Origin of the sequence: Paenarthrobacter sp. NPDC091669 (assembly GCF_044756725.1) — a bacterium.
Lineage (GTDB): Bacteria > Actinomycetota > Actinomycetes > Actinomycetales > Micrococcaceae > Arthrobacter > Arthrobacter bambusae_C.
Genome location: NZ_JBIVTK010000003.1, coordinates 465,122 through 490,810 on the forward strand (window position 1 = coordinate 465,122; position 25,689 = coordinate 490,810).

General features: G+C 63.1%; 23 protein-coding genes and 1 tRNA gene. 7 read left to right on the forward strand and 17 right to left on the reverse strand.

Annotated features, from left to right (window positions below; all coding sequences use genetic code 11):
* Positions 1–28: 28 nt before the first annotated feature.
* Complete coding sequence (locus ACIQLI_RS07470) at positions 29–3,424, reverse strand: pyruvate carboxylase (protein WP_400386678.1); 3,396 nt, start codon at positions 3,422–3,424, stop codon at positions 29–31.
* Between the two features lie 302 nt (positions 3,425–3,726).
* Here ACIQLI_RS07470 and ACIQLI_RS07475 point away from each other — a divergent pair, with 302 nt between their 5' ends.
* The gene (locus ACIQLI_RS07475) at positions 3,727–4,536 is read left to right on the forward strand and encodes a ParA family protein (RefSeq protein ID WP_354232768.1); all 810 of its coding nucleotides are present in this window, start codon (positions 3,727–3,729) and stop codon (positions 4,534–4,536) included.
* Between the two features lie 135 nt (positions 4,537–4,671).
* Here ACIQLI_RS07475 and ACIQLI_RS07480 read toward each other — a convergent pair whose 3' ends face one another.
* From ACIQLI_RS07480 to gcvH, 5 genes are all read right to left on the reverse strand, one after another.
* Complete coding sequence (locus tag ACIQLI_RS07480) at positions 4,672–5,265, reverse strand: MerR family transcriptional regulator (RefSeq protein WP_089594480.1); 594 nt, start codon at positions 5,263–5,265, stop codon at positions 4,672–4,674.
* 235 nt (positions 5,266–5,500) lie between these two features.
* Positions 5,501–6,004: a bifunctional nuclease family protein gene (locus ACIQLI_RS07485; protein ID WP_026548570.1), complete on the reverse strand. Its 504-nt coding sequence runs from the start codon at positions 6,002–6,004 to the stop codon at positions 5,501–5,503.
* A complete protein-coding gene (locus ACIQLI_RS07490; RefSeq protein ID WP_400386774.1) occupies positions 6,004–6,720 on the reverse strand; it encodes a MerR family transcriptional regulator in 717 nt (238 codons plus the stop codon). The genes ACIQLI_RS07485 and ACIQLI_RS07490 overlap by 1 nt, the downstream gene beginning before the upstream one ends.
* A 20-nt stretch (positions 6,721–6,740) precedes the next feature.
* Positions 6,741–7,217: an FHA domain-containing protein gene (locus ACIQLI_RS07495; RefSeq protein ID WP_089594479.1), complete on the reverse strand. Its 477-nt coding sequence runs from the start codon at positions 7,215–7,217 to the stop codon at positions 6,741–6,743.
* A 138-nt stretch (positions 7,218–7,355) separates the two neighbouring features.
* On the reverse strand, positions 7,356–7,742 hold the full coding sequence (gene gcvH / locus ACIQLI_RS07500; RefSeq protein WP_354232766.1) for a glycine cleavage system protein GcvH: 387 nt from the start codon (positions 7,740–7,742) through the stop codon (positions 7,356–7,358).
* 117 nt (positions 7,743–7,859) lie between these two features.
* Between gcvH and ACIQLI_RS07505 the strand changes: the two genes are divergently transcribed.
* Positions 7,860–8,441 carry a hypothetical protein gene (locus ACIQLI_RS07505; protein ID WP_354232765.1) on the forward strand — a complete coding sequence of 194 codons (582 nt, stop codon included), beginning with the start codon at positions 7,860–7,862 and terminating at the stop codon, positions 8,439–8,441.
* A 67-nt stretch (positions 8,442–8,508) separates the two neighbouring features.
* Here ACIQLI_RS07505 and ACIQLI_RS07510 read toward each other — a convergent pair whose 3' ends face one another.
* Positions 8,509–9,717: an MFS transporter gene (locus ACIQLI_RS07510; protein ID WP_400386684.1), complete on the reverse strand. Its 1,209-nt coding sequence runs from the start codon at positions 9,715–9,717 to the stop codon at positions 8,509–8,511.
* 169 nt (positions 9,718–9,886) lie between these two features.
* Here ACIQLI_RS07510 and ACIQLI_RS07515 point away from each other — a divergent pair, with 169 nt between their 5' ends.
* Positions 9,887–10,333 (forward strand): MarR family winged helix-turn-helix transcriptional regulator, encoded by a 447-nt coding sequence (locus tag ACIQLI_RS07515; RefSeq protein ID WP_400386687.1) that lies wholly within the window; start codon positions 9,887–9,889, stop codon positions 10,331–10,333.
* A gap of 115 nt (positions 10,334–10,448) precedes the next feature.
* Here ACIQLI_RS07515 and ACIQLI_RS07520 read toward each other — a convergent pair.
* From ACIQLI_RS07520 to ACIQLI_RS07565, 10 genes are all read right to left on the reverse strand, one after another.
* Positions 10,449–10,522 (reverse strand) — tRNA-Pro (locus tag ACIQLI_RS07520).
* A 141-nt stretch (positions 10,523–10,663) separates the two neighbouring features.
* Positions 10,664–12,214 carry a ribosome biogenesis GTPase Der gene (der, locus tag ACIQLI_RS07525; RefSeq protein ID WP_089594474.1) on the reverse strand — a complete coding sequence of 517 codons (1,551 nt, stop codon included), beginning with the start codon at positions 12,212–12,214 and terminating at the stop codon, positions 10,664–10,666.
* Positions 12,215–12,224: 10 nt separating this feature from the next.
* Entirely contained in the window at positions 12,225–12,968 is a 744-nt protein-coding gene (locus ACIQLI_RS07530; protein ID WP_400386690.1) for a lysophospholipid acyltransferase family protein, read from the reverse strand.
* The gene (gene cmk, locus ACIQLI_RS07535) at positions 12,958–13,671 is read right to left on the reverse strand and encodes a (d)CMP kinase (protein ID WP_354232761.1); all 714 of its coding nucleotides are present in this window, start codon (positions 13,669–13,671) and stop codon (positions 12,958–12,960) included. Before cmk ends, ACIQLI_RS07530 begins: the two co-directional genes overlap by 11 nt.
* Positions 13,671–14,777, reverse strand: coding sequence for a prephenate dehydrogenase (locus tag ACIQLI_RS07540; protein WP_354232760.1), 1,107 nt, complete (start codon positions 14,775–14,777; stop codon positions 13,671–13,673). The genes cmk and ACIQLI_RS07540 overlap by 1 nt, the downstream gene beginning before the upstream one ends.
* A 3-nt stretch (positions 14,778–14,780) precedes the next feature.
* Positions 14,781–15,992, reverse strand: a complete 1,212-nt coding sequence (locus ACIQLI_RS07545; RefSeq protein WP_354232759.1) for a pseudouridine synthase — start codon at positions 15,990–15,992, stop codon at positions 14,781–14,783.
* Between the two features lie 150 nt (positions 15,993–16,142).
* Positions 16,143–16,799 carry an SMC-Scp complex subunit ScpB gene (locus ACIQLI_RS07550; protein ID WP_400386695.1) on the reverse strand — a complete coding sequence of 219 codons (657 nt, stop codon included), beginning with the start codon at positions 16,797–16,799 and terminating at the stop codon, positions 16,143–16,145.
* Positions 16,792–17,709, reverse strand: a complete 918-nt coding sequence (locus ACIQLI_RS07555; RefSeq protein ID WP_400386698.1) for a segregation and condensation protein A — start codon at positions 17,707–17,709, stop codon at positions 16,792–16,794. The genes ACIQLI_RS07550 and ACIQLI_RS07555 overlap by 8 nt, the downstream gene beginning before the upstream one ends.
* Before the next feature lie 6 nt (positions 17,710–17,715).
* Positions 17,716–18,615, reverse strand: a complete 900-nt coding sequence (locus ACIQLI_RS07560) for a ParA family protein (protein ID WP_089594468.1) — start codon at positions 18,613–18,615, stop codon at positions 17,716–17,718.
* A 253-nt stretch (positions 18,616–18,868) separates the two neighbouring features.
* Positions 18,869–20,215 (reverse strand): cation:dicarboxylate symporter family transporter, encoded by a 1,347-nt coding sequence (locus ACIQLI_RS07565; protein ID WP_400386702.1) that lies wholly within the window; start codon positions 20,213–20,215, stop codon positions 18,869–18,871.
* 137 nt (positions 20,216–20,352) lie between these two features.
* Between ACIQLI_RS07565 and ACIQLI_RS07570 the strand changes: the two genes are divergently transcribed.
* The 4 genes from ACIQLI_RS07570 (at position 20,353) to ACIQLI_RS07585 (ending at position 25,641) form a co-directional block, all read left to right on the forward strand.
* A complete protein-coding gene (locus ACIQLI_RS07570; RefSeq protein ID WP_400386777.1) occupies positions 20,353–21,999 on the forward strand; it encodes an ATP-binding protein in 1,647 nt (548 codons plus the stop codon).
* Positions 21,996–22,709: a response regulator gene (locus ACIQLI_RS07575; protein ID WP_354232755.1), complete on the forward strand. Its 714-nt coding sequence runs from the start codon at positions 21,996–21,998 to the stop codon at positions 22,707–22,709. Before ACIQLI_RS07570 ends, ACIQLI_RS07575 begins: the two co-directional genes overlap by 4 nt.
* Positions 22,710–22,763: 54 nt before the next feature.
* Positions 22,764–24,419, forward strand: a complete 1,656-nt coding sequence (locus tag ACIQLI_RS07580) for a LuxR C-terminal-related transcriptional regulator (RefSeq protein WP_400386705.1) — start codon at positions 22,764–22,766, stop codon at positions 24,417–24,419.
* Between the two features lie 136 nt (positions 24,420–24,555).
* Complete coding sequence (locus ACIQLI_RS07585; RefSeq protein ID WP_400386708.1) at positions 24,556–25,641, forward strand: class I SAM-dependent methyltransferase; 1,086 nt, start codon at positions 24,556–24,558, stop codon at positions 25,639–25,641.
* The last annotated feature ends 48 nt before the right edge of the window (positions 25,642–25,689 follow it).

A 25,689-nucleotide genomic window follows, 5' to 3' on the forward strand; every position in this document is an offset into this window, starting at 1 on the left:
CGGACGGGGTACTTTTATGGGTGGATTGCTAGCCGATCACCAGCAGCAAGTCGCCACCTTGGACCTGCTCCACCGAAGATATGGCCAGGCGTGAGACTGTGCCTGCTACCGGCGTCGTAATGGATGCTTCCATCTTCATGGCCTCAATGGTGGCCACCGTATCGCCTGCGTTGACTACGTCGCCCGCCTTGACCGTGACCGTCACGGCACCCGCGAACGGGGCTGCAACCTGGCCCGGCTGGGCAGGATCGGCCTTCTCTGCTGCCTTGACGTTGCTGACTACCGAACGGTCACGGACAACCACCGGGCGGGACTGGCCGTTGAGCGTGCACATCACCGTGCGCATGCCCTTCTCATCGGCTTCGGACACTGCTTCGAGCTGGGCAATAAGGCGGACGCCCTTTTCCAGCTCAATCACATGCTCTGAGCCTTGCTGGAAACCGTAGAGGTAGTCACGGGTATCCAGCACGGAGATGTTGCCGTAGGTCTCCACACTCTTCAGGTAGTCCTTGGTGGGACCGGCGAAGAGCAAGCGGTTCAGCGTGTGCTGGCGCGTCGTGGAATCGGCCTTGAGCGCAGCGCTGTCTTCGGCGCTGATATCCACATCGCGGACCTTGACGCTGCGGCCCTGCAGCGCCTTGGTACGGAACGGCTCGGGCCAGCCTCCGGGAGGATCTCCGAGTTCGCCGGACAGGAAACCGATCACGGAGTCAGGGATGTCGTAGTTCTGGGGGTTCTCGTTGAAGTCCGCCGGATCAGCGTTCAACCCAACCAGGTGCAGGGCGAGGTCACCCACCACCTTGGAGGACGGCGTCACCTTGACCAGCCGGCCCAGGATGCGGTCGGCAGCGGTGTACATGTCCTCAATGGCTTCAAACTGCTCCCCCAGCCCCAGGGCAATAGCCTGCTGGCGGAGGTTGGACAGCTGGCCGCCCGGGATTTCGTGCTGGTACACACGGCCTGTGGGGCCCGGCAGGCCTGACTCGAAGGGGGCGTAGACGCGGCGGACCGCTTCCCAGTATGGCTCCATGGCGCCGACGTTGGTCAGGTTGAGGCCGGTGTCCCGCGGGGTGTTGGCCAAGGCTGCCACCAAGGCAGAAGCGGCAGGCTGGCTGGTGGTCCCGGCAAGGGAGGCAGCTGCGACGTCAACGGCGTCCACGCCGGCTTCGACGGCAGCCAGGAGGGTCGCGAGCTGCCCGCCGGCGGTGTCGTGCGTGTGGAGATGCACCGGCAGGTCGAAGCGCTCGCGCAACGCCGTCACCAGCTTTGTGGCCGCAGCCGGACGCAACAGGCCTGCCATGTCCTTGATGGCGAGGATGTGTGCACCGGCGTCGACGATCTTCTGGGCGAGGTCCAGATAGTAGTCAAGGGTGTACAGGTCCTCGTTGGGGTCAAGGAGGTTGCCCGTGTAGCAAAGCGCCACTTCTGCGACGGCGGTTCCGGTGGCCCGGACGGCCCGGATGGCCGGAGCCATCTGGTTGACGTCATTGAGGGCGTCGAAGATACGGAAGATATCGATGCCGGTGGCTGCTGCTTCGTTAACGAAAGCCTCAGTCACTTCCTCGGGGTACGGCGTGTAGCCAACGGTATTGCGTCCGCGGAGGAGCATCTGGAGGCAGGTGTTGGGAAGTGCCTGGCGCAGTGCGGCCAGACGGTCCCAGGGGTCCTCACCGAGGAAACGCAGGGCGACATCGTACGTGGCACCGCCCCAGGCTTCCACGGAAAGGAGTTCCGGCATCAGGGCAGTCACCGCCGGACCGGCCGCGACGAGGTCACGGGTGCGGACGCGGGTGGCCAGGAGCGACTGGTGGGCGTCTCGGAAGGTGGTGTCCGTGACAGCCACTGCCTGCTGCTCGCGAAGGGCCTTGGCGAAGCCCTCGGGCCCGAGTTCCATCAGCTTCTGGCGCGAACCTGAGGTGGGAACCGGTCCCTCGATCGGCGGCAGCTTACTGGCCGGATCTGAGTGGACCGTCAGTTCACCGTTCGGCTTGTTCACAGTCACCTCAGCCAACCATGTGAGCAGCTTGGTGCCACGGTCGGCGGAGATGTGCGACTTCAGCAGCTCCGGGCGCTTGTCGATGAAGTCCGTGGCCACGTTTCCGGCGTTGAAGTCCGGATCCGCAAGGACAGCCTGCAGGAACGGGATATTGGTGGACACGCCTCGGATACGGAACTCTGCGAGGCCACGGCGGGCACGGGCCACCGCTGCCGGGTAATCCCGGCCACGGCAGGTCAGCTTGACCAGCATGGAGTCAAAGTGCGGGCTGATCTCGGCACCCGAGTAAACGGTGCCGCCGTCGAGCCTGACGCCGGCACCGCCGGCAGAGCGGTATCCCGTGATCTTTCCGACGTCCGGCCGGAAGCCATTGGCGGGATCTTCCGTGGTGATGCGGCACTGCAGCGCGGCGCCCTTGATGGAAACGGACTCCTGGCTCAGTCCAAGGTCCGCCAGGGTCTCACCCGAGGCGATGCGCATCTGCGCCTGGACGAGGTCCACATCCGTGATTTCCTCGGTGACGGTGTGCTCCACCTGGATGCGGGGGTTCATTTCGATGAACACGTGCTGGCCGGCGCGCTCACCCTCGGTGTCCACGAGGAACTCAACCGTTCCTGCGTTGACATAGTTGAGGGCTTTCGCGAAAGCTACGGCATCGCGGTAGAGCGCCTGCCGGATGTTCTCATCCAGGTTTGGCGCCGGTGCGATTTCCACCACCTTCTGGTGGCGGCGCTGCAGCGAACAGTCACGTTCGAAGAGGTGCATGACATTGCCCTCGGCGTCAGCCAGGATTTGCACTTCGATGTGCCGGGGACGAAGCACGGCCTGCTCAAGGAACATGGTGGGATCGCCGAACGCAGCGTCAGCCTCGCGCATGGCGGACTGCAAGGCCTCCGGGAGGGCTTCGCGCGTCTCAACGCGGCGCATTCCGCGGCCGCCACCACCGGCGACAGCCTTGGCGAAGATGGGGAACCCAATGTCGTCCGCAGCCGCGATGAGCTCGTCAAGGTCCTTGGAAGGCTGGCTGGACTTCAAGACGGGCACACCGGCCTTGCGGGCGGCTTCCAAGGCTGCAACCTTGTTGCCGGCGAGTTCCAGCACCTCCGCAGGCGGGCCCACGAAGGTAATTCCCGCTGCTTTGGCAGCACGTGCGAGGTCCGGGTTCTCCGAGAGGAAGCCATAGCCGGGGTAGATGGCGTCTGCGCCGGCTTCCTTGGCGACGCGGACAACCTCCTCCACGTCCAGGTAGGCGCGGACGGGATGGCCCACCTCGCCGATCAGGTAAGCTTCGTCGGCCTTCTGCCGGTGGATCGAGTTGCGGTCCTCGTGCGGGAAGACGGCTACGGTCTTGGCGCCCAGTTCATAACCAGCGCGAAACGCCCTGATCGCGATTTCGCCGCGATTGGCCACCAGAATTTTCGAAAACATACTTCTCCTGCATCATTGCGGGTGGATCGGTCGGTGGTCACAGTGTGTAGTGCCGCCAGCATCAAACACAAATCTTTGTGGCAACCATCACAAAGGAATCGTCATGTGGGCCGTATATGCGTGCGCGCGATCCGACGGCATGCTATTGCCGCCCTTGTCTCCCGCGGCCGGGCGCGTAGAAAGCGGGATTCGGCCGCGATGCACCATATGATGTTGAGGGGGCTTCGGCAAGCCCCGGCTCCGGCGCTTCCGGAGCCGAATCAGCGCGATACGGCAACCGGCGTTAGGTTTTGGGTTTTCAAGTGCAAGTAGTCAGCATCAGCAGCCTCAAAGGTGGAGTGGGAAAGACGTCCGTGACCACTGGTCTGGCGTCCGCGGCCCTTGCCGCCGGCATTCCTACCCTGGTGGTGGACCTCGATCCCCACGCCGACGCCACCACGGCACTGGGGGTTCAGCCTGGCGGGCAACTCGACATTGGCCGGATGCTGAAAAGCCCCCGCAAGGCCCGTCTCCAGGAAAACGTGGCGGGCAGCAGCTGGGTTTCCAACGGTTCCCGCGACGGCACCCTTGATGTCGCAGTAGGTTCAGCGTTCACCGGCATCTATGACCGCCCGGACCTGGGGCGGCGCGACCTCCGCAGGCTGTCAGCAGTACTGGCCGGCACCACCAATTACGAGCTGGTCCTGGTGGACTGCCCTCCGTCCCTCAACGGGTTGACGCGCATGGCGTGGAGCGCCAGTGACCGGGTGGTCCTTGTAGCTGAGCCCGGGCTTTTCTCCGTGGCCGGTACTGAACGCACCATGCGGGCCATTCAACTCTTCCGGCAGGAGTTTGCTCCCAATCTGGCTCCCGCCGGCATCGTAGCCAACCGGGTCAGGACAGGCTCCGCAGAGCACACCTTCCGCCTGGCGGAGATGGAGTCCATGTTCGGTGACCTGCTGCTGACTCCCCACATTCCGGAACAGGCGAATTGGCAGCAGATCCAGGGTGCAGCCCACTCCGTGCACCACTGGCCCGGTGATTCAGCCAAGAACTCCGCCAAGCTGTTCGATGCGCTCCTGGAGAGCCTCTTGGCGGGACAGCCATCCTTGCGGGACCGCCGGCAGCGCTGACTGATGCGCCGTGGCTGAAATCAGCCTCGGAACCGCAGGGTTTCCGCCAATGGAAAGAGCCTCCTCCCTGATGGGAAGAGGCTCTTTCTCTTTAAGCTTTGCTGCGGTTCGGGATTTGCTGCGCCGTGCCGGCGTTCAGCTGATGCGTCGGGCCACGCGGCGCTTGCTCAACTCGTCGTCGGGAAAGGACTGCTCCACGGCGTGCTCGCTCGGAAGTGCGGCCAGGCTTCCCTCTACTTCCCGCCATACGCGTCCAACGGCGATGCCGAAGACGCCCTGTCCGCCTTGGACAAGGTCAATGACTTCGTCCGCAGAGGTACATTCATAGACACTTGCGCCGTCGCTCATCAGGGTAATCTGCGCAAGGTCCTCAACACCCCGCTCACGGAGGTGCTCCACGGCGGTTCGGATCTGCTGCAGGGAAACACCTGTATCAAGGAGTCGCTTGACCACTTTGAGAACCAGGATGTCGCGGAATCCGTAGAGACGCTGGGACCCTGATCCGGCCGCGCCGCGCACAGCCGGCTCCACCAGGCCCGTGCGGGCCCAGTAATCAAGTTGACGGTACGTGATGCCTGCGGCTTTGCATGCGGTGGGACCGCGGTAGCCCGCGTCCTCGTCCAGCACAGGAAGGTCCTCTGTGAAGAGTAAACCTTGGGCGCCGGATGCGGGCGCAGCAATGCCGGTCGAGGCCTGCTTCAGCTCGCCTGCTTCGCCTTTCGGACTCACGTGACCTCCTTGTTCTCAGTTCCCTTGGGGACGGTGCATACCCTGTTACAACACTGAAATGCAGCAGTGTAATTCCCACAAGCCCGCACCTTCCAGTGTGACTTGCGCAGGCAGTGTATGCAACGGGAACTTGATATCTTCGACGTTAGGCCCGTCGGGGGCCGAGGTCAAAGACCTTGGCCCCAATTTCCAGTCGTGTCGAAACTTTCACCCTCAACTTTAGGCTTAGGGTGTCTCAGCCTTCGAAGTCTTCGGGTTCCACGTCGTCCAGGAACTCCCTGAAGCGGCGCATTTCCCGTTCTTCGTCCACGCTGGGATCCGGCTCGGAGTCTTCGCCTTCGTCGTGTTCGGTGATCCGGACGCCGGCTTCTTCCATCACGGCATCTGCGCACCAAATGCGGCACTTGGCCCGGAGAGCCAGCGCCAGCGCGTCCGAAGCCCGGGAACTGACCACAGTGCCGTCGTCGAACTGCAGTTGTCCGTAAAAGATGTTGTCCTCAACAGCAACGATGTTGACGCTGATGATGGAGTGCCCCAACGATTCGACAACGTCCACCAGGAGGTCGTGCGTCATGGGCCTGGGCGGAACCACTCCCTGCTGGGCCAAAGCGATGGCACTGGCTTCCGGGGTGCCGATCCAGATAGGCACATGCCGTTCGCCATTGAGTTCGCGAAGGAGCACCAGGGGTTGGTTGGACGGCAATTCAATGCGGACGCCTACGATTTCGACTTCGATCATCAGCTGTCCATCCGGGAGATGCGATCATGGACGAGCGCCCTGTGAAGAGTGAGGCAGAGTTCACTGATCTCGCGGGCAGCTTCTGCTGCGCGGGCTTGGGACGCGGCGTCGCGGCGGGACGTCAGGGGCGCTACGGCCCGTTCCACCAAGCCGAACTCACGGTCTGCCGCAGCCTGGAAAGGACGAAGGTGCCGCGGTTCGAGGCCGTGCCCTTCAAGCTGCACGCAGGCCCGTGCCACTTGGAGGGCGTGTTCATCGAAGCGGCCGCCGACGTGCCTGATGAGCCCAAAGCTCAGCAGGGATTCCAGCAACGGCACGCTCGCTCCCGACTCGGAGCGCAACTGCTCCTCGGTCAGCGCCCGAGCCCTTCCTTGCCTCTCAGCAGCCATTCCGGCCGAGACAGCTTGGGGCGCCACTGTCACGCCGGGTGGCAAATTCTCCGGGCGCTCTCCGCGATCGATGGCGTCCAGGTAATCCTTGATGACTTTCAGCGGAAGGTACTGATCGCGTTGAAGTGCAAGGACGAACCGGAGGCGCTCGACGTCACCGTCCGCGTACTGCCGGTAGCCTGCAGCGGTCCTCTTGGGATTGATGAGTCCCTTTTCCTCCAGGAAACGAATCTTGGACGCAGTCATTCCAGGGAAGTCGTCACTCAGTTGGGCGAGGACTTCCCCAATGTTCAGGACCTGCGGTCCGCGGCGGTCCGGCTGGGCGATAGCCACAGGCAGGTACCCCGTCAGACTTGGCCTGCTGCGCGGACAGGGCTCAGGTAGTAGGTCAACCGGAACTTGCCGATCTGCACCTCGTTGCCGCTCTTCAGGTGCACGCGGTCAACGCGGTCGTGGTTGACATATGTTCCGTTGAGGCTGCCCATGTCCACCAGTTCGAAGCCTGATGCCGTGCGAAGGAACTGGACGTGCTTGCGCGACACCGTGACGTCATCCAGGAAGATGTCCGCATCCGGGTGCCGGCCCGCAGTGGTGGTGTCCGCATCCAAAAGGAACCGCGCTCCGGCATTGGGCCCGCTGTGGGCAATGAGCAAAGCCGAGTTGGGCGGAAGTGCTTCCACGGATGCGCGCTCTTCAGGGGCCAACTTGGGGGCGATGCTTGGCTCGTCCCACGTTGGCGTGATGCTGATGGAGGTGGTCTCCGACGTAGGCTGTTCCTCCGCGCCGTTCCCGACATTGGCTTGATTCTGTTCGCCGCCAACCATGGAATTTCCTCCTCATCTGCCGGCAGTTCAAAAACCTGCCAGCCACTTCCGCTTCCCGGTACCGCCGGGCAAATCGGTTGCTGGCCCGCCGTCGCGCTTTTCCCGCTAAGGAAATTCAGCCTGGCGGGCCAGATAACTTTAGCCTACCTGTTGTTCGTACTCTGATGCACTGAGCAGGGAATCCACTGCATCTGCTTCTGCGAGCTTGACCTCAATGAGCCACCCTTCGCCATACGGATCCGAGTTAATCAGCGCAGGATCGGTGTCCAACGCGTCATTGCGATTAATGACCTCGCCGCTCACGGGGGCGTAGATGTCGCTGACGCTCTTGGTGGACTCGACTTCCCCCACCACCTCATTGCCGGTGACCTTCGTCCCGGGCTCAGGCATCTGGGCGTAGACGACGTCACCCAGGGCGTCCTGCGCAAAGTCGGTAATACCAATCCGCACAATGCCCTCGGCATCGGGAGCGGTAACCCATTCGTGCTCCGCGGTATAGGAAAGATCTTCTGGAATATTGCTCACGAGTGGCCTTTCATCGGGACAATGACGAACCTCGACGGCGGCCTGTGCTGGTGGCCACCGCTGAAAGTATAGGCACATTTCCCCTGCGCCCAAGGGGGTCTCTGCCATGATTGACCCATGACTGAACAAGCACAAGTGCCAGCTCCGAAAAAGCGCAATTGGGGCGTCAAAATAATCCTGATACTGGTGGCATTGCTTGTCGCTGTGGCCGCCTACTTTATTCTGGGCGCCATTCTGCCCCGCTGGTGGTCCGATGTCATTGCCGGTCAGATCAAGCGGGATCTCGGAGCCAGTGTCCTGGTGGGCATGTTCTATGGTTTTGTTTTCACTTTCATCCCCCTCCTTGTGGCCTGGCAAGCCACCCGCAAGGCAGTCGCCTGGCCGTGGAAGATCGTCATTGTCCTGGTGGCAGTCGCCATCGCCACCCCCAACCTCTTGACCGCCGGTATTGCCTTTGGCACTACGGAATCAGCCCATGCAGGCCAGCGGACGTTGAGTGTGGACGCCGGCTTCTTTACAACCTGGACTGCCGTTTCGGCCATTGCGGCAGTGGTGGTCTTCATCGCCGTCACAGTCCTGTGGGCTCTTTGGCGGCGACGGGGCAAACAAATGAAGGCGCTGAAGCAGGCGGAGAGCCAGCGCGTCAAGGCGGCGAAAACCGCAGCAGCGCAGACGCAGGGACCCACACCAAACGCCTAGAGCACCCCACAACACGAAGCCCGCCGCGGAACAATCCGCGGCGGGCTTCTTTTGCTGTTGGCACACGTCAGGCGACGGTAGCCTCGCGTGGCTCGCGTTCGACGTCGGGCGTTGCAGCAACTGCCGCGACTCCCCCGCGCTTGGCGGCAGCGGAAGCAAGGACCATGACCAGCAATGCAGCGACGGTAATGCCGGCACCGGCCCAGATGGGCGAGGTGTATCCCAGGCCGGCGGTGATGGTCACGCCGCCCAGCCACGCCCCGAGGGCGTTGCCCAGGTTGAAGGCACCGATGTTGGCGCCGGACGCCAGCGTAGGTGCAGTAGACGCGAAGTGCATGACCCGCATCTGGAGTCCTGGAACTGTGGCGAACCCAAAACCGCCCATCAGCGCAAGGGATACCAGTGTGGCGATACTGCTGGAGGCTGTCAGCGCAAAGAAGACCAGCACCACGACGAGCCCGGCGAGGATGGCAATGAGGGAAGCGTCGAGGGCCTTGTCGGCAGCCTTGCCGCCCAGGAAGTTACCGGCAAACAGGCCGCCGCCGAAGAGCACCAGGAGCCATGGCACAGCCCCGGATTCGAATCCGGATACTTCCGTCAGCGTGAACGCGATGTATGTGAAGGCACCGAACATGCCCCCGAAGCCGAGAACGGTCACGGTGATCGAAAGCCACACCTGACCTGACTTGAAGGCGCCCAATTCACTGCGCAGTCCCTTGGTGGGCTCAGTGGAAGCCTTGGGAACCATCAGCGCGATTCCCACCAGGGCGATCACACCAATCATGGTGATGGCCCAAAACGTTGAACGCCAGCCAAAGTTCTGGCCGAGCAGGGTTCCGAACGGCACACCCAGGACGTTCGCGGCAGTAAGGCCCGTAAACATGATGGCGATGGCTCCGGCTTTCTTGTGGGCCGGAACCAGGCTGGCGGCCACCACCGAACCGATGCCGAAGAAGGCGCCGTGGCAGAGCGCGGCCACAATGCGCCCCAAGAGCATCGACGTGTAGCTGTCGGCGATTGCGGATAGGAAGTTGCCGGCAATAAACAGTACGAGCAGACCGATGAGAACAGGCTTGCGCGGCAGCCTGGTGACGGCGGCGGTGACCAGGAGGGCGCCCACCGTAACGCTCAGGGCATAGCCGGAGATGAACCAGCCGGCCGAAGCCTCGCTGACCTGGAAATCGGTGGCAACCTCGGGCAAGAGGCCCATGATGACGAACTCAGTCAGTCCGATGCCGAATCCGCCGAGGGCAAGGGCAATCAACCCTGCGGGCATGTGGAACTCCTTAGATGGTCGGTTCCCGCGTGAAGTGGAAGTGCGTCGACAGGAACCGTAGAATATAGTTGCAGACGCTTTATATATAGTTGCACACGCTAGATACTTGCGCAAGCAACTAGTTCGGGCGTCCCGATCTACACGACATCAAGTCAGGAGCACAGCAAACATGGGCATCAAGGATGACGCCGTAGAAGTAAGGGCACAGGGTTGGCGGACCCTTGCCGCCCTGCATGGAAGCATCGAGGCGGAGCTGGAGAAAGCGCTCCAGGCTTCAAGCGACCTGTCGGTAGTGGAGTACACGGTATTGGATGCCCTGAGCCGCCAGGACGGCTGGCACATGAGGATGCAGCAGCTGGCCCGCGCCACTGCCCTGTCCAGCAGCGCTACCACCCGCCTGGTCAACCGCCTGGAGGACCGCGGCCTGCTCACCCGCATCCTGTGCGCCGACGACCGCCGCGGCATCTACACCGAGCTCACAATGACCGGCCAGAAACTGCTCGAGGCCGCCAAGCCTGTCCATGATGAAACGCTGGCCTCCGCCCTTGAGGCTGCCGAATCCGTGCCGGAGCTTGAACCGTTGGTGCGGGCACTCGGAGCGCTGCAGAGGGTTTAGCCCTACCCCGCCACCCGCCGTTTCACCCGACGCTGAACGCCGGGTGAAACGAATAAGGCCGGAAACAAGAAAGGACCGGAATCCCGCGTCTCCGCGTGATTCCGGTCCTTCATTGTCGGGCTGACAGGATTTGAACCTGCGACCCCTTGACCCCCAGTCAAGTGCGCTACCAAGCTGCGCTACAGCCCGCTGGTTCCACCGTTCTCCGCCTAAGTTTTCCTCCGAAGAGTCCCACCTAAGCAGTCCGGCCGAACCACCTCCAAAAGCTTACACGAAGTTGGAGGCCGGAGACGCCATCACAGCCAAACTCGGCTGTGATGCCCGTCTCACTTAGCGCTTCTTGCCACGCTTCTCGCGGACGCGCATGTTGACCTCGATGGGCGTGCCCTCGAAGCCGAACGTTTCGCGGAGGCGACGAGTGATGAAGCGACGGTAGCCGGGGTCCAGGAACCCGGTGGTGAAGAGCACGAACTTCGGCGGGCGGCTGGAAGCCTGGGTGCCAAAGAGGATGCGGGGCTGCTTGCCACCACGGACCGGGTGCGGGTGTGCAGCGACGAGCTCGCCGAGGAACGCGTTGAGGCGGCCCGTGGGGATGCGGCGGTCCCAGCTCTCCAGTGCGATGTCCAGGGCAGGAACCAGGCGGTCCTTGTGCCAGCCGGTCTTGGCGGAGATGTTGACGCGGGGCGCCCACTCAACGTGCGCCAGGTCCTGCTCGATTTCGCGTTCCAGGTAGCGGCGGCGTTCGTCGTCCAGCAGGTCCCACTTGTTGAAGGCGAGGACCAGCGCACGGCCGGATTCAATGGCCAGCTGAAGGATGCGGACATCCTGCTCGCTGAGGACCTCGTCGACGGCAAGAAGCACGACGGCGACCTCCGCCTTTTCGAGCGCGGCCTGCGTCCGCAGGGAAGCGTAGAAATCGGCGCCCTGGGCCATGTGCTGGCGGCGGCGGATACCTGCAGTGTCCACGAAACGCCACGTGCGGTCGCCAAGTTCGATGAATTCGTCCACGGGATCACGCGTGGTGCCGGCCAGGGGATCCACCACGACGCGCTCAGAGCCTGCAAGCTTGTTCAGCAGCGAGGACTTGCCAACGTTAGGACGGCCGATCAAGGCGATACGGCGCGGACCGCCGGAGCGCTCAACGCCTTCCACCAGGGAGAACTCGGGAAGGGTATCCATGACATGGTCCAGGAGGTCGGCAACGCCACGTCCGTGCAGTGCCGATACCGGGTACGGTTCCCCGAAGCCCAGGCCCCACAGCGTTGCCGAATCAGCTTCCTGTGCGAAGTCATCCACCTTGTTTGCCACCATGATGACCGGTTTCTTGCTCTTGCGGAGCATCTTCATGACGCCCTCGTCCGTGGCCGTGGCGCCAACGGCGGAATCCACCACAAAGAGAACGGCGTCGGCAAGCTCAACGGCCATCTCGGCCTGCTCGGCTACGCGGGCGTGGATGCCCTTGGCATCGTGCTCCCATCCACCGGTATCAACCAAGGTGAAGTTGCGGCCGTTCCAGCGGGCCGAGTACATGACGCGGTCGCGGGTAACGCCCGGGGTGTCCTCCACCACGGCTTCGCGGCGGCCCAGGATGCGGTTGACCAACGTGGACTTGCCCACGTTGGGGCGTCCGATGATGGCCAGCACGGGGTCCAGTTTAAGGGGACCTTCGTCTCCTTCATCGCCGTATTCACCGCTGAGAAGTGCGGCATCCTCGTCGTCGAGATCGTAGTCGTCCAGGCCGGCCCGGAGGGTGGCCGCGCGGAGCTCGGCCTCGTCATCGTCCAGGGCAGCCAGGTTTTCAGCCACCTGGTCGGTGCCGGTGGGCGTGTATTCGTCGTCGCCGGCTCCGTGGAGGCCGGATTTTTGAGTCGTATCGCTCATTGCACTTTCCTTAGGGGTGGTCTGCCGGCGTCCCGGCTACTGCTGTATGGCGGTGCTGCGGAGTGGATTCTCCGGGTGCAGGATCCTGGGGAAGGCCCTGGCCTGTGGCCCGGATGGCATCCTGGACGTGATCGGCCAGGGCTTCACGGATTTCCGCAGCCGCCCTGTCCATTGAAACACGCCCCGGTTCGCCCTTCCGGCGCTTCACCGTGATGGGTTCGCCGAAGCTCACGTGGAGCTTGCGGCGTGGTTTGGGGATATGGTCGCGGTGCTCGTCGCCCTGGCGGGTTCCGAGGATGGCGACCGGTATGACTGTTGCTCCGGAGTTAATGGCAAGCCAGGCAACCCCGTTGCTGATGCTTTCGGCTGCACCGCTCCCCCGCGTGCCTTCCGGAAGAATCCCGACGCAACGGCCGTCGTCGAGCAGTTGCTTGCCGAGATGCAGGGCGGCCCGATCCCCCGAACGGTCCACCGGAATCTGTCCGGAGCCCCGCAGGACAGCTCCAAGGAAGCCCCTGAACATCTCCTTCTTAACGAGGATGTGCATCGGCCGCGGGGAGGCTCCGAACATCACGGGCCCATCGAGGAAGCTGATGTGGTTCGCGGCGAAAATCACCGGTCCGCCGGCGGGCACGTTGCTTTTGCCCGTCACGACGGTCCGGTACATGACATGGTCCAGGAACCACCCGACGGGGCGGCTCCACACTTTGGTCCACGGAGCGGGAAGCCCGTGTCCTTGTTCCTTAGTCGCCATAGATCACCTTGCTGACGATCGCCAGGGCGGTCTCCACTGTTTCCTCGAAGTTCAGGTCCGAGGAATCGAGCGTCACCACGCCATCAGCTGCCTGGGTGAAGTTCACCACCGTGGAGTCCTTGGCGTCACGCTGGGTGACCTGGGCTGCCAACTGCTCTTTGCTCTGGGTGCCACCCAGCTGGATACCCCGGCGCCGAAGCCTGGCTTCCTCGCTGGCGGTCAGGAGCATGCGGACCTCGGCATTGGGCACGACGACGGTGGTGATGTCCCGACCTTCGACCACCATGCGGTGGTGGTGCTGGTCGATCAGCTCACGTTGGCGGCGGATGAGCTCGGTGCGGGCACCGAGCGTAGTAGCAACAGCGCTGACGGACGAGGAGATCAAGGGATCCCGGATTTCGTCCGTGACGTCGGTGCCATCCACTGCCACGTACTCCGTTGCGGTGCTGGTGCTGATCTCCAACGGCATGGCCTTGGAAGCCTGCTCCACTGCTGCGCCGTCCTGGAGGTCAACGCCGGTCTTGAGGCAGTACCAGGTCAGGGCCCGGTACATGGCACCCGTATCCAGGTAGGCCAGCTTCAAGCGCCGGGCAACTTCCTTGCTGACGCTGGATTTACCCGATCCGGACGGGCCGTCGATGGCAATCACCAGCGGCTTGCCCGGGCGGGCTACCGTCTCCGGTCCAAAAAATTCACGCGTCATTACTGGAGTACCCGCCATCCACGGTCAGTCAAAGCTTCAACAAGGAGGTCGTGCTTGCTGGGAAGCACGGAGAGCTCCACCATGCCCACGTTTTGTCCCGACGAATGGTCGAGCCGGAGGTCCTCGAGGTTCACGCCAATCTCGCCGATCTCCGTGAGGAGGCGGGCGATCTGGCCCGGTGTGTCGTCCACCAGGATGGTGAGCCACGAGTAGGCCTGCGGAGGCCCGCCGTGCTTACCGGGGATCCTCGCCTGCCCTGCATTGCCTTCACTGATCAGCTGCGCAAGATCCAGCCGCGCGCCGGGCGCCAACGGCTCTTCAAGCGTTCCGATCAGGCGGTTCAGGTCTTCGCGAACGCCATGCAGGATGGAAACCACTTTTTCCGCATTGCCTCCCAGGATCTGCACCCAAAGGGTGGGATCGCTGGCGGCGATGCGGGTAGTGTCCCGGAGCCCGTTGCCTGCCAGGGAAAGGGCATGCAGCGGAGTACCCTGCAGACGGCTCGCCAGCAGCGAGGACATGATCTGGGGCAAATGCGATACCAGGGCCACAGCTTCATCGTGTTCGTCTGCCGTGAACTGGGAGACGATTCCCCCAAGATCCCCGGCCAGCGACCGGGCAGCCTGAAGCGCTGCATCAGAGGTTTCCCCGGACGGGCATACAACCCACGGCATGGAGGTGAAAAGCTCTCCCCGGGCAGCAACCGGGCCTGACTTCTCACGGCCGGCCATAGGATGCGTCCCCACGTAGCGGGACAGGTCCACACCACGCTCGCGCAGCTGCGCCTGAATGGTCGCTTTCACGCTCGCGATGTCAACGACGACGGCGGACGGGTAGTCCGCCAGAGCCTTCTGCACGACGTCGGCGGTAACGTCCGGCGGAGCCGCGACAACTACCAGCTGGGGTTCTTCGCCCAACTCGCCCAACGGCCGTCCCGCTCCGATATCCACCGCGACCGCCTGATTGGTGGGCGAAGGATCGGACAGGAAGACCGGAACTCCGCGCCCGCGCAGCCCGAGACCAATGCTGGCCCCCAGCAAGCCCGTACCGAGAACGACGACCGGGCCATCAAGATGGCCCCGGCCGTGCGTACCGAATGCCGACATGCCCTAGAGCCCTACAGATGCCAGGAGGTGTCCGACTTCCTGCCTGCCGAGGTTGCGGATGCTGCCCTGGCGCTGGTCGCCCAAGCCAATGGGGCCGACCTTCACGCGGACAAGGCGTTCCACCGGGAACCCGACGGCGTCAAACATGCGGCGCACAATGCGGTTCTTGCCTGAGTGGAGCACAACCTCGATCAGGACGTGGCCCGGGGTGGAGTCCACCAACCGGAACGAGTCCACTGCGGCAACACCGTCTTCGAGCTCGACGCCGTTCTTCAGCTTCGCGCCCACGCCCTGCGGGAACGGTCCACGCACCTGGACGAGGTACGTCTTGGGTACCTCATAGGAAGGGTGCGTCAAGCGGTTGGCGAGTTCGCCGTCGTTCGTCAGCAGCAGCAACCCCTCAGTGGCGACGTCGAGACGGCCAACGTGGAACAGGCGTTCGCCCTTGTTCTTGTTGTTCTTCAGGAAGTCGCTGATGCAGGGACGGCCTTCGGGGTCCTCCATGGTGGAGACGACGCCCTTGGGCTTGTTGAAGACCATATAGACGAGGGTTTCGTCGAGCTGGATCCGGATGCCATCGACGTGGATCACGGCAGCTGTGGGATCCACGCGCATACCAAGCTCGGTGGTCACTACGCCATCAACCTCCACGCGTCCCTCGAGGATCATTTCCTCACAGACGCGGCGTGAAGCCACGCCGGCTTGGGCCATGACCTTCTGCAGGCGTACGCCGTCAACATCGTGAAGGTCCGACTGCGGGACTTCCTGACGAGGACCGCGGTTGCGGCCCGGCTTGCGGATGGGACCGAGGTTCTGGCCGAATCGTTCGCTGCCGAATGCCTTGGAGCCGTACTGCCTGGCAGGCTTGGCCTTGGGCTTCAGTGCGCCCGGCGTACCGGGTGCCTTGCCAAAGCCGGGCTTGTTGGAGCCGGGCTTGCGGAAGGGCTTCGCGGGCCTGGCTGCCTGGCCACGGTCGAAGTCGCCCGCAGTTGTGGGGTTGTCAGGATCGAATGGTGCCGCTTCGCGCGGCTTCGGAGCCTTGAAGGGGCGGCCCTCGCCCTGGGTGAAGTTGCGCTTTCCAGCGCCGGCGCTGCCGCCGCGGCCGGAGAAGCCGCCGGCGTTGGTGCGCCCTGCGCCGCCCTTGGCCTCATTGCGTCCAGAACTGTTGCGTCCCGAACTGTTACGTGGTGAACTCTGGCGTCCCGCCTGTGTCATGACCCGTCCTTGTGTAGTAATGGCCGGCTTTCCGTGCTGCAATCAACACTAGCCAGCCGGGCAGACATCGTCTGCCCCTTGTCGCTGTGCACCCTGAAGGTGCCGTGAATCCATATGAAGTTTTCTTGCGGTGCCGGGCATGGCCTGTGGCTACATCCGGCTGGCGTCGTAGTACTCGTCAATCCCTTCCAAACCTGGAAGGTGTGGCGAAAGCTGTGGCAGTTCAGCCACTGAGCCTATGCCCATCCGCTCCAGGAAGTACGAGGTTGTCCGGTACAGGACAGCCCCGGATTCGGGATCGTTTCCGGAGTCCTCGATCAAACCCCGTTGGGTGAGGGTCCGGACTACCGAATCGACGTTGACGCCACGAATGGCAGACACCCGGGCCCTGGAGACCGGTTGCCGATAAGCAATGACCGCCAGGGTTTCAAGCGCTGCTTGAGTGAGCCTGGTGGTCTGCCCTTCGAGTACGAACCTGCCCACGATGTCGGCAAAGTCCGACCGTGAATAGATGCGCCACCCGCCGGCGACATTCCGCAATTCAAAACCCCGGGGTGCAGTGCTGGCATCGGCAAAGCCGACAGCATCCACGTCCGGGGCTTTAACAGTATAGCCGCTATACTCCCGTTGCAGGTCATGCAGCAAATCCTCGACGACGGAGACCGTCACGTTGAGTCCGGCGGCCAACTCTTCCGAGGTAGCAGGCTCGTCGATGACCATGAGCACCGCCTCCAAGGCTGCCCGCGCACCGCCGGGCAGCGCTTCCAGGTCAGCCAGCCCCTCCTGGGCCGTTTCCTGCTCATTCACTGCTGTACTCTCCGTCTTCCGGCACGACGCCAGTTTCATACTCTTCGCTCAGGCTGGAACTGTCCCACCCGGCGTCGTCGCCGGTCCACCGAACCGTCAACTCTGCCAAGGGTTCGGGCTGCTCGAAAGCCACCACGCGGTCCCGGAACATTTCCAGCAATGCAAGGAAGCGTGCCACGACCACCAGGGTGGTTTCGGCGTCGGCTATCAACGTCTGGAAGGACAAGGGCGCGCCCAGTTTCAGGCGGTAGCCCATGATCTCAGCCTGCTCCCTGACGCTGACCGGCGGAGCGTGGAGATGGTCCAGACCCACCTCAGCTGGAGCCGCATCCTTGGGTTTCAGCGCCTTGGCGGCAAGTTCCGCGAACTGTTCCGGGGTATGGCGCCATACGAGTTCGGGCAGCAGCGCGGCAAAATGGACTTCCAAGGCGACTTGGCGCGGATAACGACGCGCTTCCTGTTCCAGGGTTTCGCCCAGGATCCCGGCTACCTGCTTGAAAGCCTTGTACTGCAGGAGGCGGGCGAACAGGAGGTCCCTCGCCTCCAGGAGCGCAATATCCTCGGCGTCCTCCACCTCACCGGCCGGCAGGAGTCGCGCGGCCTTGAGGTCCAGCAGAGTGGCGGCGATGACCAGAAACTCGCTGGCTTCGTCCAGCGCCCAGTCCTCCCCCAGTTCCTGGAGCCGGCGGATGTACTTGATGAACTCATCGGTGACGGTGGCCAACGCCACTTCGGTGATGTCCATCTTGTGCTTGGAGATCAGGCCAAGCAGGAGATCGAACGGGCCCGTGAAGTTGGCCAGCCGTACCTCAAAGCCGGGTTTGCGTGCTTCGGAGGTACCGGCGTCGGGCGCTTCCGTGGTGGTGGCGGCAGCGCCCGCTTCCGTAGCCGGAGCGAGAGACGGTCCCACGGTCGGCTAGGGCGCGCCGCCGCGCGAGATCAGTTCTTTGGCAAGCCGGCGGTAGGCGTCGGCGCCAATGTGGTTGCCTGCATAACTGGTGATGGGCTCGGCGGCCACGGTTGCATCCGCGAACTTGATGGAGCGCTTGATGACGGTCTCGAAGACCTTGTCACCGAAGGCTTCCACGAGGCGCGAAATCACTTCGCGGCTGTGCAGGGTGCGGGCGTCGTACATGGTAGCCAGGACACCGTCCACTTGCAGCCGTGGGTTGAGGCGGTCCTGGACCTTTTCAATGGTTTCCACCAGGAGGGCCACCGCCCGCAAAGCGAAGAACTCACAGATCAGCGGAATAATGACGCCGTGGGCGGCAGTGAGTGCATTGACGGTCAGCAGTCCCAGGGACGGCTGGCAGTCGATCAGGACGACGTCGTAATCATCCTCGACGCTCTTGAGCGCGCGGTCCAATACCTGCTCGCGTGCAACCTCGTTGACGAGTTGGACTTCCGCGGCGGAAAGGTCGATGTTGGCGGGAAGAAGGTCAACGCCCTCGACGCCGGTCTGCTGGATGGCATCCCGGATACTCACCTTGCGGTCCATCAGGACGTTGTACACGGTGAGGTCGAGCTCGTGCGGATTGGCGCCGAGACCCGCGGAGAGCGCACCCTGGGGATCGAAGTCCACCAGCAGGACACGCCGGCCGTATTCGGCGAGCGCAGCGGCGAGATTGATGGTGGAGGTGGTTTTACCCACGCCACCTTTCTGGTTGACCATGGCGATGACTCTCGCCGGTCCGTGGGAAGCAAGTGGAGCAGGTTCCGGAAATTCGCGGTAAGGGCGGCCTGTCGGCCCCATGATGGCGTCTTCCAGATCGAGCTCGGTGCCTCCCAGCGTAGCTGTTCCTCGTTCGATGCTCACGTATCTAACCACTCTTTCGACGACGATCTTCCCTGCCGCTGGCCCCCAGCTACAGCGCTACTACCCACCTAGGCTACAGCGCCCGACACGGTTATTTGGGGAACTTGACTTTGTCCGGCTCGTGAGCCTTGACCCTCTAGCTGAGGTAGAAGGTTGCCTTCGTTGCCGCTCCTTGGCGGCCACATGCGGAAGGCCGGCACCTGGAGAGGTGCCGGCCTTCTGTACTGATGCGATGCTTTGATCCCTGCCCGGGTTAGACGGTTGCCTTTTCGCGGGTTTCAGCTTCAGGGGCGGCCTCTTCTTCGCCGCCGTGGGCGATCATGGTCTGCTCATCGAAGGGCTCGCTGCCGGAGAGGACGCGCTCCACTTGGCCGTTGTCGATTTCCTTCACCCAGGTACCGATCAGCACGGTCGCCACTGCGTTGCCGGTGAAGTTGGTCAGGGCCCGGGCCTCGGACATGAAGCGGTCGATGCCCACGATCATGCCCACGCCGCCGAGAAGCTCCGGCTTGTGTGCCTGAAGACCTGCGGCAAGGGTGGCAAGTCCGGCTCCAGTGACACCGGCAGCGCCCTTTGAAGCGATGATCATGAAGACCAACAAGGAGATCTGGGCGCCGAGATCCAGCGGGGTGCCCATGGCATTGGCGACGAAGAGCGACGCCATGGTCAGGTAGATCGCCGTGCCGTCAAGGTTGAAGGAGTAGCCCGTGGGAACGGTGACGCCAACTACCGGCTTGGAGACACCCAGGTGTTCCATCTTGGCAATCAGGCGGGGCAGCGCAGCCTCGGACGAGGAGGTGGAGAAGATCAGGAGGTACTCGCGGGCCAGGTACTTCATGAGCTTGAAGATGTTGACGCCGGCCACTGCACGAAGCAGGGTTCCGAGGATGACCACGATGAACAGTGCGCAGGTGACATAGAAGGCCAGCATCAGGGTGAACATGCTGAGGATAGCCTGGGCGCCTGTGGCACCAACGACGGCGGCGATGGCACCGAAAGCGCCTACCGGGGCCAGCCACATGATCATGATGAGGATGCGGAAGACGAGGCGCTGACCGTGTCCGATCGCGGTTAGGATAGGGGCTCCCTGCTTGCCCATCTTTTGCAAGGCGAAACCGACCAGGATCGCGGCAAGCAGTGTAGGCAGGACCGGGATATCACCGGGGATGATGCCCAGAAGGAAGTCAACAGTGCTGTTGGTGTCCGCCTTCTTGGTGGGATCGTAGGGCGTCAGCTTGAGTCCCTCACCCGGGTGGATGAGGTTGCCCACCACGAGGCCGATGGCCAGGGCGAAGGTTGACATGGCCACGAAGTAACCGAGGGCGAGGCCGCCCACCTTGCCAACGGTGGCAGCCTTGGCGATGGAGCCGATGCCCAGGACGATGGTGCAGAAAATGACCGGCGCGATCATCATTTTGATGAGCTTGATGAAGCCATCGCCGAGTGGCTTGAGTGACTTGCCGACTTCGGGGAACATCAAGCCGACCACGGCGCCGAGTACTACGGCCAGGATGACCGCGATGTACAAGTAATGCGACTTGTCGAGCCCCTTGCGTCCAGCTTTGGCAGCTACTGCCGACTCTCCACGTTGAGAGGTCATGGGATTCTCCTTTGGATACTGTGTAAGGCGCTGCGGTCCTGCACTGATGTCCACTCCGCTGCCCTTGTGTGATATCCATCATTGAGCCGTTGGTGACACACATCACCGTTGCGGTCATATTGGTCATGGAGGTCCACGTGTTTCACAGCTGGAGCATCGCCCGCAGATTGTTTGTGGCAAACCTGCTGTTTGTCCTGGTCCTGACGGCGGTGTTTGGAGCCTTTTCCGTGGTGGAAGCCCGGGACAGGGCCTATGACAACGCCGGGGGTCGGATGCTGGCCGTGGCGACGTCCGTAGCCGACAATCCGTTGGTACTGGAAGCGGCTTCAGCTGCGCAGCCCAGTGCCAGGCTGCAGCCGTACGCGCTGGACGTCATGGATGATGCTGACGCCGATTTCATCACCATCATGGCTCCGGACAGGACGCGCTGGACGCACCCGAGGGTTGAGGAGCTCGGCAAGCCCTACATCGGAACCATTGAGCCCGCGCTGCGGGGCGAGACGTTCACAGAGGTCACGGCGGGCACCTTGGGTCCGTCGGTTCGAACCATCGCACCGGTCAAAGCTGCCGACGGGACCGTCAAAGCCCTGGTGGCGGCGGGGGTTACCGTCCGGACAGTAGACACGGATGTGGCCGAGCGCCTGGGAGTGATCGGAGGCATAGCCCTGGTGGTGTTGAGCTTTGGCTCCGTGGCTTCGTGGCTCCTTGGACGGTATTTGAGGTCGGTAACGCGTGGCTGGGGACCGGAACAGCTGGCTCAGCTCTTCGCTTACTACGAGTCGGTCCTGCACTCCGTACGCGAGGGTGTGATCCTGATCGACAACCATGGCAAGGCGGTGATGTACAACGACCAGGCCGCCGAGTTGCTGGGCCTGCAGCCTTCCGACGCCGACCGCTCCCCTGACGATGCCCCGAAACTCGCTGATCTCCCCTTCGACGGCAGCCTGCGGGCGCTGTTCGAATCGGGCAGGCCCGCACACGATGAGATTCACCTGACCGGTTCCCGCATCCTGGTAGTGAATCAGGCCCCTGCAGTAGGGCCGGTGCCTGAGCGCAGCCGACAGAAAGCCGCCGTCTACGGCACAGTGGCCACCATCCGCGACCGTACCGAGATCGAATCCCTGGGCACGGAACTACAGACCATGAAAACCCTCTCTGATGCGCTGCGCGCGCAGACACATGAACACGCAAACCGGCTCCACATGATCGTCTCCCTGCTGGAACTTGGCCGCACACCCCAGGCTTTGGACTTTGCCACCAAGGATCTTGAACTCAGCCAGCAACTCACTGATGACATGGTGGCATCGGTGGATGAGCCCGTCATGAGTGCGTTGGTGATGGGCAAGGCGGCAGAAGCCCACGAACGCGGGGTGGAGCTGGCGGTCCGGACGTCAGGGAGCTCCGGTGTCCGTGGACTGGAGATCCAGGATCTGGTGACCATCCTCGGAAACCTGCTGGACAATGCGATTGACGCCGCGGCTGCCGGTGACTTCCCACGGAAGGTGGAGCTGGACGTGGAAGCCGGGCCTGCCGCCGTCGAATTCACGGTCCGGGACTCCGGGAGCGGCATCAATCCGGAGTCCATTGATGACGTACTGCAGTACGGCTTCAGTACGAAGTCTCCGGATAAAAGCCCGCGCGGTTCCCACGGGCGCGGCGTCGGCCTTGCCCTGGTACGCCAGGCCGTGGATCGGCTCAACGGTACGATGACCATCAGCAATCCCGGCGGAGCGCAATTCCATGTATTGCTGCCCGCGTCGGTTCCCGAGGAAGAGAAGGCATGACAGACATCCGCGTCCTGGTAGTGGAGGACGAGCCCATAGCTTCGGACGCCCACTCCGTCTACGTCGGCCGCCTGGACGGGTTCTCGCTGGTGGGAACTGCCCCTGACGGCCAGTCGGCACTGCGCATCCTTGGGGAGTTCGCTGCATCGGGGTCCCCCGTGGACTTGGTCCTGCTGGACATGAATCTGCCTGACCTTCACGGGCTCGACGTTGCCCGGCGCATGAGGTCTGCGGGAGTTTTTGCCGACATCATTGCCATCACGGCCGTCCGGGAACTGAACATCGTGCGCAGCGCCGTCTCCATCGGCGTCGTGCAGTACCTCATCAAGCCCTTCACGTATGCAACGTTTGCGGACAAGCTCAGCAGCTACCGGACATTCCGTGAACAGCTGGCCGGTTCAATGTCAGGAATCTCCAAGTCAGGAGCCTCCCAAAGCGATGTGGACCAGGCCTTTGCGAGCCTCCGCGCTCCGACGGAACTACCGCTGCCAAAGGGCCTTTCGGGGTCCACCCTGGAAGCCGTGAAAGACCTGATGCGCGCGCGGCAGGAAGCGGTTTCCGCTAGCGAAGTCATGGACGCCCTGGGCATGTCCCGCGTCACCGCGCGCCGGTATCTGGAATACCTTGCCGACGCCGGCACAGTCACCAGGGCGCCCCGGTACGGCACCCCTGGCCGGCCGGAAAACGAGTACGGCTGGAACCGCGGATAGGTCCTCCCGTCCCGTGCGGCCCGGCGGTAAGCTGGTGGCGACTTATGGAGAACCATGTCACCACAGCAGCTCCCCGGACCCCCGCTACCGCCACCGCCGCACCAGCTGGTGGACGCCCGCGAGGCATTTGCCCGCGGAGACTGGGATGCTGCGCGTCGGAGCATGGAACGTGCCGGTGCTGAATTCCCACTGAGCCTGGAAGACCAGGAAATCCTGGCACGCTCCAAATGGTGGCTCGGCGACGTTCAAGGATCCATGGCGCTGTCCGAAGACGTCTTTCGCGGCTTGGTGGCGGGTCAACAGCTCCAGGCCGCCGCCAAGTCTGCACTGACCTTGTCCTTGCAGTGGGGAGTCCGCGGGAACATCGCCGTGTCATCTGCGTGGCTGAACCGGGCACGACGACTGCTGGACAGCCTTCCCGAGTCTCCGGAACACGGCTACCTGCTGTATCTGGAGGGCAACGACGCAATCTACCTCGAAGGTGATGCGGACTCGGCCCTGGCTGCTTCCCGCCAGCTGACGGCCATGAACAGCCGGCAGAAAGCTCCCGAGCTGGGAAGTTTCGCGTTCATGTTGTCCGGTCTCGCTGCCGTCCGCAGTGGCCAGGCACGTCGCGGCTTCGAGGACCTCGATCAGGCTCTGCTTCCCGTGATGGCCGGCCAGGTGTCAGCGGAGTGGGGAGGCGATATTTACTGTTCCGTCATCCATCTCTGCTATGAATTGGCGGACTACTCACGGATGAGGGCGTGGACCGACGCTTTGGCCGCCTGGTGCGCCGGACTGTCAACGTCCTTCATGTACTCGGGGATTGCACGTGTCCACGAACTGCAGCTGATCAGTGCTGAAGGGGGCTGGAAGCAGGCGGAGGAGGAATTGGCGCACCTCGGCGAGCGCCTCCGACATGCTCATGCCTGGATCGCGGCAGACTGCTTTTGTGAACTGGGCGATATTCGACGACGGCAAGGAAACCGGTCCGGCGCCGCGACGGCGTATGCCACGGCGCGTGCCTTGGGCATTGATGCCCAGCCAGGCTCGGCCTTGCTGCTGGCTGATGCCGGAAGGAACGACGAGGCGCTCACGGACCTTCGCGCAGCGTTGGCAGACCGGGGACGCCTGGGGCGGGCCTGGTTGCTGCTGCCGCTCGTAGAGTTGCTTGCCCCACGGGACGCTCAACGCGCCGAGGTGTATTGCTGCGAGCTGGAAGGAACTGCTGCCTACTACGGAACGGCGGGCTTGCTTGCCTGGGCACATCATGCCAGGGGTGCTATCTTGATGGCCGAAGGCCATTGGATCCAGTCACTGCCCGAGTTCGAGGCGGCAGCACAGGGTTACCGCTCCCAGCATTTACGTTACGAGCTGGCGCGGATCCATGAACGGATGGCATCCGTCCGGGCAGCGCTCGGCGAGTCCGGCCCGGCCGACGCCGAGCGCTCCACTGCCGTCGCCATCCGTGCCCAACTCGGCGCTGTCCCGTTGTCCGTGCCGGCTCTTGATCACGGGCCGGAGGGGCTGACAGCCCGGGAAAGGGAAGTACTGGGCTGCGTGCTGTCCGGCTCCAGCAACAGGGAAATAGCTCAAACCCTCACCATCTCCGAAAAAACAGCCGGCCGCCATTTGGCGAACATTTTCACCAAGATCGGCGTCAACTCGAGGACCGCGGCGGCCGCTTGGGCGCGTCACCACGGAATATCAGAGCGCCCCCCGGCTTGAGGCCTGCATATTTTTGCCCACGGAGAGCATAAAAATGCATCATTTCCCGGACGCTGCGGCCACGGCGGCAGCCATACCTTGAAGTACGGACAACCGGCCGGCACAAGCCGGCCTCCGGATCATCAAGGGACCAGCGATGAACAGTACCCAGGCTGAGCAGCAGGAAGCATCCACGGCGGCGGAAGCCGTCCAACAGGCCACCGGCCGGTTAATCGGAATCCTGAACGATTCTTCCATCGCCCTTTTGGTGGCCCTGGGCCACCAAACAGGCCTGTTCGAGACGCTGTCTGCCCTCCCGGCGGCGCCAAGTGGCCTCATTGCCGATGCCGCCGGCCTCAATGAGCGGTATGTCAGGGAATGGTTGGGCGGCATGACCTCGGCCGGGTTCGTGGACTACCAACCGGTCGATGGAACGTATTTCCTGCGTCCGGAATTCGTTCCTGTCCTCACCGGTGCCGGCACCGAAAATCTCGCGCGCACACTGCAGTACGTGCCGCTCATGGGAGAAGTCGCCCCGAAGATCTTCCACGCGTTCCGGGCGGGCGGGGGAACACGCTACGAGGATTACCCGCGATTCCATCACATCATGGCTTCTGAAAGCGCCGCCGTGAACGACGCGTCACTCGTGGAGGCGATTATCCCCCTGACGGGTTGCCTGGGGGCACTGCGCAGCGGCATTTCCGTAGCCGACATCGGTTGCGGGGAGGGCCATGCCCTGAATCTGCTGGGGGCCACTTTCCCTGACAGCACCTTTACCGGGTACGACTTCTCCGCCGAAGCGTTGGCAACCGCCACGGCAGAGGCATCATCCTTGGGACTGTCCAACGTCCGCTTCGAACTCCAGGATGTTGGCCGCCTGGAAGTTCGGGAGGCGTTCCACTTGGTGACAGCGTTCGACGCCATCCACGACCAAGCCCACCCGGCAGAGGTCCTGAAGAACATCTGCGCTGCCCTCAAACCGGGCGGAACCTTCCTCATGGTGGACATCAACGCTTCAAGCCGGCTTGAGGAGAACGTGCACCTCCCCTGGGCTGCGTTTCTGTACACCATCTCTTCGTTCCACTGCATGGCCGTCTCCCTGGGACAAGGCGGCGAGGGCCTGGGCACGGTATGGGGCAGGGAGCGGGCTGCGGACATGCTTCGGGATGCCGGTTTCCGGTCCGTGAAGGTGAAGGAACTGGAGGAGGACCCGTTCAACGCGTATTTCATCGCGCTGGCTTGAATGTATACACAGAATGAATTCTTGCCCCCAGTAGTGCCATATGACCCC

What these genes read in the sequence shown, in the direction of transcription:
- ACIQLI_RS07470 (WP_400386678.1), bottom strand. Translation starts at nt 3,424, where the DNA reads ATGTTTTCGAAAATTCTGGTGGCCAATCGCGGCGAAATCGCGATCAGG.
- ACIQLI_RS07485 (WP_026548570.1), bottom strand. Translation starts at nt 6,004, where the DNA reads ATGATCGAAGTCGAAATCGTAGGCGTCCGCATTGAATTGCCGTCCAAC.
- ACIQLI_RS07495 (WP_089594479.1), bottom strand. Translation starts at nt 7,217, where the DNA reads ATGGTTGGCGGCGAACAGAATCAAGCCAATGTCGGGAACGGCGCGGAG.
- ACIQLI_RS07505 (WP_354232765.1), top strand. Translation starts at nt 7,860, where the DNA reads ATGACTGAACAAGCACAAGTGCCAGCTCCGAAAAAGCGCAATTGGGGC.
- ACIQLI_RS07510 (WP_400386684.1), bottom strand. Translation starts at nt 9,717, where the DNA reads ATGCCCGCAGGGTTGATTGCCCTTGCCCTCGGCGGATTCGGCATCGGA.
- ACIQLI_RS07515 (WP_400386687.1), top strand. Translation starts at nt 9,887, where the DNA reads ATGGGCATCAAGGATGACGCCGTAGAAGTAAGGGCACAGGGTTGGCGG.
- der (WP_089594474.1), bottom strand. Translation starts at nt 12,214, where the DNA reads ATGAGCGATACGACTCAAAAATCCGGCCTCCACGGAGCCGGCGACGAC.
- ACIQLI_RS07530 (WP_400386690.1), bottom strand. Translation starts at nt 12,968, where the DNA reads ATGGCGACTAAGGAACAAGGACACGGGCTTCCCGCTCCGTGGACCAAA.
- cmk (WP_354232761.1), bottom strand. Translation starts at nt 13,671, where the DNA reads ATGACGCGTGAATTTTTTGGACCGGAGACGGTAGCCCGCCCGGGCAAG.
- ACIQLI_RS07540 (WP_354232760.1), bottom strand. Translation starts at nt 14,777, where the DNA reads ATGTCGGCATTCGGTACGCACGGCCGGGGCCATCTTGATGGCCCGGTC.
- ACIQLI_RS07545 (WP_354232759.1), bottom strand. Translation starts at nt 15,992, where the DNA reads ATGACACAGGCGGGACGCCAGAGTTCACCACGTAACAGTTCGGGACGC.
- ACIQLI_RS07565 (WP_400386702.1), bottom strand. Translation starts at nt 20,215, where the DNA reads ATGACCTCTCAACGTGGAGAGTCGGCAGTAGCTGCCAAAGCTGGACGC.
- ACIQLI_RS07575 (WP_354232755.1), top strand. Translation starts at nt 21,996, where the DNA reads ATGACAGACATCCGCGTCCTGGTAGTGGAGGACGAGCCCATAGCTTCG.
- ACIQLI_RS07580 (WP_400386705.1), top strand. Translation starts at nt 22,764, where the DNA reads ATGTCACCACAGCAGCTCCCCGGACCCCCGCTACCGCCACCGCCGCAC.
- ACIQLI_RS07585 (WP_400386708.1), top strand. Translation starts at nt 24,556, where the DNA reads ATGAACAGTACCCAGGCTGAGCAGCAGGAAGCATCCACGGCGGCGGAA.